Origin of the sequence: Edaphobacter aggregans DSM 19364, assembly GCF_000745965.1 — a bacterium.
GTDB lineage: Bacteria > Acidobacteriota > Terriglobia > Terriglobales > Acidobacteriaceae > Edaphobacter > Edaphobacter aggregans.
The window spans coordinates 1-8,067 of sequence record NZ_JQKI01000193.1 but is presented as its reverse complement, the minus strand read 5'-3'; the positions used below and the strand labels follow the sequence as shown (position 1 = coordinate 8,067).

Here is an 8,067-nt window from a genome sequence, read left to right as displayed (position 1 = left end):
GCCTGGCTCAGGCCCAGGTGCTTCAGCTTACCCTCCGAGGCTGCCAGTCCCTGCGTGATTTCACTCAGACTGTGGGCCCGTCCCAGTTGGCAGAACAGCATGGCGATGAACTGACCCCAGCAGGTAAAGCCTCGGGCGTGCCTCTCGGCTCGATGCTTGCCAACCGCAGCCTCGAAATCGGAGCGCGAAAACAGTTGCAGGAGTTGGCTGAAAATACTGCATACTCGATTCATGGTGGATGCCTTTCTCATGCGTCAAGTGGTCTTCTCAGGACCCACTTCACTCTACAGGAGGCTCCACCTGCCTCACCCTTGAGCCTTGTTCTCAAAGGCTAATTTGGACGACAGTGGTCCCAAAGGTAAAGACCAACAGTGAGAAGATCAATTATCGAAAACGCGAACGAAAATCTGAAGCGGTGGAAATGACGGCCTGATGGAAAGCGTGGAACGATGAAACTGTCCCACTCTTCCCACAGTCCTTGGAAATCACCAAGTGCGGTGATTTCGCACATTCCCACCGCACGACGACTACGGACATTTCAACTTTGCAGAGATACGGACATTTGAACTTTGCAGCAACAGGAGCTGTAGGCGCAAAGCGATAATGTCGTAGCTCTGCAAAGCCAAAGTGTCGCTGCCCCATCCTGAGTTCAGGGTTCGGAGGCGACAGATTGGGCTGGTTGCGGATGAGTAAACGAGATATTCAGCGGATTGAAGTGCTTGCAGAGGTTGTTGCAGGTCGGCTTACATCAGATTCAGCATCACTGCTCCTGGATTTGAGTGTTCGTCAAGTTCAACGCTTGCTGAACCGTTACAAAGATGGTGGCGGAGCTGCGCTCATCCATCGTGCGCGTGGTAAGCGATCGAACTATCAGCTCAACCCTGGATTGCAGACGTATGTCGTAGGAATTGGTCCGACAAAATCTCCGAGTAGCGGAATTAGCTGAGCGGCGAAGCACGAAGGGCGCTAAATCCGGCCTAATTGACTCCAGCTGTCCCTTTCCAATCGATAATGTCTGACAGGCGCCAGGGGTTCTGATTGAGGTCTAACTGTAGCTGGCCTTCTTTATCAAGGATGAGTTGTGCTGCCGGATAGAGGGCTCCAGTGCTCTTGCTCTTGTCTTGATCGTTGATTTCAAGTACGCCGGCGGTCAAATTGAAGGACTGCGATTGCGTATCGAAGAACGCTTCACCAAAGCGGAGCAGACGGTTCGTAACGAAGACGATTCTCCGGCCAGTCGGTGTCGGCGTCATCTTGATGTAGGCGCAGTCGTAGCCCAGCGTACCTGTGATCTCGATGTGTCCTACCGACTTCATCTTCTGCAGCGCTTTTACTAATCCTTGATTCTGACCTTTCTCAAAGGCTTGCAACAACGTCACTCTGTCCGCGGGAGTCGAAAACTCATAGATATTCAAGGTCACTCCGATGTTCTGGCCCATTTGCGTTCCCGTGCCGAATGCGTGAGCATCGATCGTTTCATACTTATCCTTTGCAAAACCGGAAAGGGCCCCGATCGTCAGTAGGCCTGTAAGCATCAGGGTTTTGATCGCGATCTTGGAAAAATCTCGACTAGTTTGCATACTCTCTCTCCTGGACGACTGACCTCTTCTGGTCTCCGTGGCGAAAAGGATAGGCCGCGCTCGCCGAGGACGTAACTGTCACTTGCGACAGTGGAGGGGTATTTTAGAGGCCGTTGGCGTATTGAATCTGCGATGTGCGAGGACTGCAGAATTTGGTCACTGTCGCAAGTGACAGTTTCAAATGTTCCATAGCAAGTGAACAATCACGGCATTGGTGCTCATGGACAGCGAAGGGGTTCCGGTGACCAAAACTCGAGTGGTGCTCGCTGACGATCATCAATCGATGATCGCGAAGGTTCGAGAAACACTTGGCGAGGAGTTTGAAATTATTGGTACAGCAGAAAATGGCGATCGAGCTATCGATCTTGTTCTGTGAGCGCTATGCGAACCGCATCTTGTGGAGCTCTGCTTTGAACATGATTCTTGTGTCATGGGGCGTTACAGAGAAGAAGATGTGTTGCGGTGGCGAGGTCTTGTATCGGAGCAAGTAGCCAGCGGTAAGAGCGTAGCAGCGTTCTGTGGTGAACGCGGTTTGCGCGATTGGCAATTTTACGAATGGAAGAAACGTTTGCGTAAGGCCGAAGCAGCATCATTTGTGGCTGTGGAGGTAACAGTTCCAGCAGCGCCTGTGTCGTCAGCGGCAGTATCGGTGCAGATGGTGGGGATCGAGCTACGACATCGCCGCGGCTGGAGCTTGATCGTAGAGCCTGGATTTGAGGCGGGTCACCTGCGCCGGTTGCTGTCTGTTCTGGAGATGGAGTCATGATCGGTCTTCCGAGCCTGCGGGCGTTGGATGGCGCGCCGGGGCCGCGGATCTGGCTGGCGTCAGAGGCGACCGACATGCGGTGCGGCTTCGATCGCCTGGCGCAGCGGGTGCAGGCGGTGATCGGCGAAGATCCGCTGAGCGGCCATCTGTTCATCTTCCGATCGCGTGGCGGCAATCGCTTGAAGATCCTGACGTGGGACCGCGATGGTTATGTTTTGTGGTACAAGCGGCTTGAGTCCGGAGTGTTCAAGCTTCCTCGTGTTGCGCCTGGTGCTGGCTCGGTTGAGCTGCGCGCAAGCGAGTAGGCGATGCTGCTGGATGGCATCGACATGGCGAAGCTGAAGCGTGTGCCGCGTTATGAACGACCACCGAAGAGTCGATTGAAGGACAGCGAAAACGCCGTAGCGTGAGGTAACTTATCCACTTGCACTTACGTCTACTTACTAAGTGGCGAAGGTCGACTCTAACTTGTTCGAGCTTCCGAAGGACAGCGAATCGCTGCGAGCGCTTGTGCATGCATTGCTGTTGGAACGGGAAGAGCAGAAGCGTCATGCCGACGAGCAGCAACGGCGCGCCGAAGAGCAGCGCAAGCAGACCGAGCAGTTGCAGGTTGAGCTTGTTCGCGTGAAGCTGGAGTTGGAGCGATATAAGAAGTGGTACTATGGCCAGCGCGCGGATCGTCTGCGCACTCCGGGCGAGCTGGCGCAGCTGCTGCTGCACTTCGCCGAAGAGCTGGACCGCAAGCCGATCCACGCTGACGATGTTCCGCCGCATGCAGAGCCGATTGAAGAGCTGAGGCGGGTAAAGCGGCGCAAGGGCCGGCGCCATCTTGCTCGCTTCGAGAACCTTCCCGTCACTACGCATGTTTACGAGTTGAGCAAGGCGGAACGCGCCTGCCCATGCTGCGGCCTGGAGCGCAGGGAAATCGGCGCCGATGAAAGCTGGCAGGTCGAGTATCTTCCCGGCCACTTCGAGCGCATCCATCATGTGCGCAAGAAATATGCCTGTGCAGGCTGCGAGAGCAGCGGCGAGAACCCGAGTATCCAAGCGGCGAAGAAGCCGGAGACGGCGATCGACAAGGGCCTGGCCGGCCCGGGCTTGCTGGCCTACATCGTCACCAGCAAATACTCTGACTATCTTCCGCTGTATCGGCTGGAAGACATCTTTGAGAGGCAAGGCTTCGAGATCTCGCGGGCCACGCAATCAGTATGGTGCGGCGATGTGGCTGATCTGGTCGAACCGTTGTATGCGCTGATGGCCGAGCGTGTGCGCGCCTCGCATGTGGTGGCCACCGACGATACCATCCTGCCCATGCTGAGTAAGGGCAAAACAGCGAATGCGCGCATGTGGGTCTACGTTGGCGATGCATCGCAACCTTACAACATCTTCGACTTCACGCTGGATCGCGGTCGCGATGGACCGAAGCGTTTCCTGAAGGATTACAACCAGGTGCTCGTGGCCGATGCCTATGGCGGCTACAACGGCGTGGTCACCGGCAACCAGATCACGCGTGCCGGCTGCTGGGCACACATGAAGAGAAAGTTCATCGATGCGGAGAAGGCCGCGCCGGAGATCGCGCGCGAGGCTGTCGAACGCGTGCGTGCCTTGTATGCTGTTGAGCGTCACGCCAAAGATGCGACTGCGGAAGAACGTCTTCGGATGCGCCAACAGCAATCGGCACCGCTGCTGGCAGAGCTGCGCGAGCGACTGCTTGTCTGGAAAGAACAGTTGCTGCCCAAGCATCCCATGGCGGAGGCGATCAACTATGCTCTGGGACAATGGAGCGAGTTGAATGTCTTCTGTTCCGATGGCGCAGTTCCGATCGACAACAATGTCAGCGAACGCGAAATGAAGCGCGTCGTTCTGAACCGAAATTATGTCCAGTTTCGGATTATGCGCAGTGCGGCGGCGAGCAGAGAGAGGTCGGGCCTTTTCAAGGGGCAGAGTAGGATCGGTAGCACTGATGAACTAAGCATAATAGTTGTGATCTTCTGGGGCGGAAATTTATCGCACAGGAGATCATCATGGACAAAACGGTCGTTACGCATCCACAGTTGCTTAGCTGGCTCCGAGAGAGCATCTTAGATCCGCATGTTGCAACGTTTCTTGCCTACCTTCGTGATCGCAGATATGCCAGGCAGACCCAACACAGCTACATCTGCGCCATGGCTCATTTTGCGCGTTGGCTGAGTCTAGAGAAGACGCGTCTGCCGCATCTCAACGAGCAGGTTGTCAGGCGGTTTCTTTCCGTTCATTTGTCTCACTGTAGTTGCCCTTATCCGGTACTCCGAACCAAGCATGAGATCCACGCCGCATTGCGTCATTTGCTTGCGATGCTACGTGCCAGTGGCGTAATTCCGCGGCGCCAGAACTCCGATCCCATCTCTCTCGAACTCGCCCGTTTTGATAGCTACATGTTCGATGTGCGCGGTCTTGCAATCAGCACGCGCCACCAGCGAGTACTTATCGTACGCAAGTTTCTTCTGGCACAACGGCAAGGCAAGCACTTCGCGCTTGGACGGATCAGCGTCAACGGCGTCCGCACTTTTGTGCTTTCTGGATATGGGAAGCACAGCGCTGGGACTATTGGTGTTGTTGGCGGCGCCTTGCGTTGTTACTTGCGTTTCCGTGCCATGGAGGGCGACAGCATTGAACATCTTCGAGAAGCTGTTCCAAGTGCGGCTCACTGGCGCCTGGCTGGAGTGCCGGAAGTGCTCAGCGACCAGGAAGTTCACGCCTTGCTGAACTCCTTTCGTAAGCTCGAACACTCACCCAAACGCGCCTATGCGATGGTTCGATGCCTCACCGACCTTGGCCTGCGCGCATCCGAGGTCGCGCAATTGCGGCTGGATGACATTGATTGGAAAAAAGGAACCATCCGGCTCCCGATGGGCAAGTTGCGTCGCGGCAACGTTCTTCCACTGCCCGAGAAGGTCGGCCAGGCGATCGTGGATTACCTGCGCACCGAGCGCCCACGAACAACCAACAGGGCTGTCTTTGTTCGGCATGTCGCTCCTTACGATGTGCCGATCGGCCCCGGCGTAGTTCGGCGTGCGGTTCGGGAAGCTTACCAGCGCTGCGGTTCGGCACATTCGCGTGTACACATTCTCCGTCACAGCATGGCGTCGATGCTGCTCAGACAGGGCGCGCCGCTGAAGGAAATCGCGGACCTGCTGCGCCATCGCAGTCTCGATACCTCGATGATCTACACGAAGGTTGACTTGCGCAGGCTGGAAGCGGTCGCTCTGCCCTGGCCGGGGAGGCAGCTATGACCGCATTCCCCTCCATGCAGTCTCTCGTGCAGACATATTTGGAAGAGCGGCGCAGTGCGGGATTCGCGCTGGAAATTCCAGGCAAGCTCTTGATGGGATTTGCGCGCTTTTCGGATCAGCGGGGTCATCGCGGGCCCATCACTGAACAACTCATCCTGGATTGGGTTCAGGGCTGCGCAAGACGGGCAACCCCATTCACCTGGGCGCGCCGGCTGCAGACGATCCGGCCCTTCGCAAGATTCTGCTTGCGGATTGACCGGGCAACCTACATTCCCGAACAGACTATCTTTGGCCGGGCGAAAAGGCGCCTCACACCTCATATCTATACCGATCGGGAGATTACCGATCTGCTCCGTGCAGCCGGTCAACTCAAGCCAGAGGGAACTCTTCGTCCGGCGACCTACAAGACTCTGTTTGGCCTCATTGCCGCCACCGGACTGCGGCTTTCCGAGGCATTGAAGCTGCGTTTCGTAGACCTGGATTTCGCGCGCAGCGTTCTGACCGTTCGCCAGACGAAATTCGCAAAATCCAGGCTTGTCCCCTTGCACCCGAGCGTTACAGCGGCATTGTCCCGCTATGCCGTAGTCCGGAAGAGAGCGATTCCAGCAGAACCGAAGTCGTTCTTCTTTGTCGGCTCATCGGGAACTGCACTGCCCAAATCGACTGTGCATCACGCGTTCCAGCAGTTGCGAAAGGGGCTGGGATGGAAGGCTCGCGGCTCTCACCCCTTTCCTCGCATTCATGACCTGCGCCACACCTTCATTTGCAGGCGCGTACAGCTATGGCACGAGCAAGGTGCGGATATCGATCATGCGATGCTTGCTCTTGCCACCTATGTGGGCCACGCCAAGGTGTCCGACACGTACTGGTACTTGACCGGTGTCCCGGACCTCATGGCGGTCGCCGGCCGCAACTTTGAGGGATTCGTTGAGTCCCGCAGGAGGCGGCCTAGTGAATAAGCCTGTACCTGCTCAGTCCTTCGCCGTTCTCCTCCAACGCTTCTTCACAGAACATTTGCAACAGCACAGAGCCGTAAGCCCGCGGACCATTGTCGCTTATCGAGACACGTTCCGCCTGCTGCTTGCCTTTGCCGAAAAGGCGCTTGGAAGAGAACCACAGCATTTCCTGCTCACCGATTTGAACGCGAAGTTCATCCTCGCCTTCCTGGATTATCTGGAAACCGAACGCAAAAACTCGCCGCGCAGCCGCAACGCACGTCTGGCGGCGGTGCGCTCTTTCCTGAAGTACGCGGCTCATCACGATCTCTCGGCGTTGGACTGTATTCAACATGCCTTGGCTGTGCCCATGAAACGATTCGACCGCCCTTTGCCGGAATTTCTCTCGCGGGAAGAGATCCAGGCCATTCTCGATGCCCCTGATACCCACACCTGGTGCGGTCAACGGGACCGGGCGCTCCTCACCACCCTCTACAACACTGGCGCTCGCGTCTCGGAAGTGCTTCGCCTTACGGCCAGGGACCTGATCCTTGAAGGAACGCCCGCAGTTCACATTCATGGAAAGGGACGAAAGCAGCGCAGCGTTCCTCTCTGGCGATCGACGGCTTCTCTACTTCGATCCTGGAAGCGGCGCTTAAACACTTCTGGCGCCCACGATTGCCTCTTTCCCAACCGTCGGGGAACCGGCATGACAAGATCCAACGTGGCGCAACGGCTTTCACTCGCAGTTGCTCGGGCGGCGCGTGATCATCCCCGCCTGAAGACGCGCACCTTGTCTCCACATTCGATCCGGCACGCGACAGCCTTGCACCTGCTGCAGTCTGGCGTCGATATCACGGTCATCGCTCTCTGGCTTGGCCATGAAAACCTCTCAACTACCCACATGTATATCGAAGCGGACCTCTCGATGAAGGAACGGGCACTTCAGAGACTGCAGCCCGTTGGTGCCAAAAGCACGCGCTACAGGCCTCCCGATCAACTCATGCAATTCCTTGCCACCCTCTGAATTATGCGCAGCGGGAAAACAGCCGCAAACTCGATTCCAAAGCCGTTTTTCCGCTGCCTACACCCGCACTGCGCATAATTCGAAACTGGACATAATGCAGAGCGTTTTTAGCGTAGCGGCGCGGCGCAGAGGAGCTTTGGGAACAGGTGGATTCTGAATGGCGCGCCGGTCCGCTAAAAACGGATTGGGCTAAACCGCTCCACGATGCTCGCCCTATGGGTATTGAATGGTTGGCAGAACCTTGAGCGAAGGGGAAGATGCCGGTTGAAGGTGGTTGTTTTGCACTTAGCTACTGTTGATCTGGAACGTTCTGCGGGTGGAAATCCTGTTAGCCTGCGGGATCGACTGGAGAACGGGCCATCAAATACTGCGAGAGACAAGGATCCCCTGTAGCGTTGGCGGAACCAGCCTCGTTGCGGGCGGAATCTGGCGAGTGTGCTGACGCTGCTCATGAGGTGTCCGTGATTGTCGGAGTTCTTAGGGGCTT

The 8,067-nt window shown here is 56.6% G+C and carries 10 protein-coding genes; 8 read left to right on the top strand and 2 right to left on the bottom strand.

Annotation, left to right across the window (positions count from 1 at the left end; translation table 11 throughout):
• Positions 1 to 251: DUF4372 domain-containing protein (locus Q363_RS28980; protein WP_157467804.1), on the bottom strand; the 251-nt coding region annotated here is incomplete at its 3' end.
• Positions 252 to 670: 419 nt separating this feature from the next.
• Here Q363_RS28980 and Q363_RS39420 point away from each other — a divergent pair.
• Positions 671 to 946 (top strand): helix-turn-helix domain-containing protein, encoded by a 276-nt coding sequence (locus tag Q363_RS39420; RefSeq protein WP_157467802.1) that lies wholly within the window; start codon positions 671 to 673, stop codon positions 944 to 946.
• A gap of 31 nt (positions 947 to 977) precedes the next feature.
• Here the strand turns inward: Q363_RS39420 and Q363_RS28975 are convergent, their stop codons facing one another.
• The gene (locus tag Q363_RS28975; protein ID WP_035357670.1) at positions 978 to 1,580 is read right to left on the bottom strand and encodes a hypothetical protein; all 603 of its coding nucleotides are present in this window, start codon (positions 1,578 to 1,580) and stop codon (positions 978 to 980) included.
• A gap of 220 nt (positions 1,581 to 1,800) precedes the next feature.
• Between Q363_RS28975 and Q363_RS41480 the strand changes: the two genes are divergently transcribed.
• The 7 genes from Q363_RS41480 to Q363_RS28950 all read left to right on the top strand — a co-directional run bounded on the left by Q363_RS41480 (position 1,801) and on the right by Q363_RS28950 (position 7,580).
• Positions 1,801 to 1,956 (top strand): helix-turn-helix domain-containing protein, encoded by a 156-nt coding sequence (locus Q363_RS41480; protein WP_157467800.1) that lies wholly within the window; start codon positions 1,801 to 1,803, stop codon positions 1,954 to 1,956.
• A 54-nt stretch (positions 1,957 to 2,010) separates the two neighbouring features.
• Positions 2,011 to 2,346, top strand: a complete 336-nt coding sequence (tnpA, locus tag Q363_RS47080; protein WP_425387801.1) for an IS66 family insertion sequence element accessory protein TnpA — start codon at positions 2,011 to 2,013, stop codon at positions 2,344 to 2,346.
• A complete protein-coding gene (gene tnpB / locus Q363_RS28970; protein ID WP_051979489.1) occupies positions 2,343 to 2,651 on the top strand; it encodes an IS66 family insertion sequence element accessory protein TnpB in 309 nt (102 codons plus the stop codon). Before tnpA ends, tnpB begins: the two co-directional genes overlap by 4 nt.
• Positions 2,652 to 2,814: 163 nt before the next feature.
• Positions 2,815 to 4,431, top strand: coding sequence for an IS66 family transposase (gene tnpC, locus Q363_RS28965; protein ID WP_169747181.1), 1,617 nt, complete (start codon positions 2,815 to 2,817; stop codon positions 4,429 to 4,431).
• A gap of 80 nt (positions 4,432 to 4,511) precedes the next feature.
• Complete coding sequence (locus Q363_RS28960; protein WP_169747180.1) at positions 4,512 to 5,618, top strand: tyrosine-type recombinase/integrase; 1,107 nt, start codon at positions 4,512 to 4,514, stop codon at positions 5,616 to 5,618.
• Entirely contained in the window at positions 5,615 to 6,577 is a 963-nt protein-coding gene (locus tag Q363_RS28955; RefSeq protein ID WP_035357662.1) for a tyrosine-type recombinase/integrase, read from the top strand. Before Q363_RS28960 ends, Q363_RS28955 begins: the two co-directional genes overlap by 4 nt.
• Positions 6,570 to 7,580 carry a site-specific integrase gene (locus Q363_RS28950; RefSeq protein ID WP_035357661.1) on the top strand — a complete coding sequence of 337 codons (1,011 nt, stop codon included), beginning with the start codon at positions 6,570 to 6,572 and terminating at the stop codon, positions 7,578 to 7,580. Before Q363_RS28955 ends, Q363_RS28950 begins: the two co-directional genes overlap by 8 nt.
• Positions 7,581 to 8,067: the final 487 nt, after the last annotated feature.

What these genes read in the sequence shown, in the direction of transcription:
- Q363_RS28975 (WP_035357670.1), bottom strand. Translation starts at nt 1,580, where the DNA reads ATGCAAACTAGTCGAGATTTTTCCAAGATCGCGATCAAAACCCTGATG.
- tnpB (WP_051979489.1), top strand. Translation starts at nt 2,343, where the DNA reads ATGATCGGTCTTCCGAGCCTGCGGGCGTTGGATGGCGCGCCGGGGCCG.
- tnpA (WP_425387801.1), top strand. Translation starts at nt 2,011, where the DNA reads ATGGGGCGTTACAGAGAAGAAGATGTGTTGCGGTGGCGAGGTCTTGTA.
- Q363_RS28955 (WP_035357662.1), top strand. Translation starts at nt 5,615, where the DNA reads ATGACCGCATTCCCCTCCATGCAGTCTCTCGTGCAGACATATTTGGAA.
- Q363_RS41480 (WP_157467800.1), top strand. Translation starts at nt 1,801, where the DNA reads ATGGACAGCGAAGGGGTTCCGGTGACCAAAACTCGAGTGGTGCTCGCT.
- Q363_RS28960 (WP_169747180.1), top strand. Translation starts at nt 4,512, where the DNA reads ATGGCTCATTTTGCGCGTTGGCTGAGTCTAGAGAAGACGCGTCTGCCG.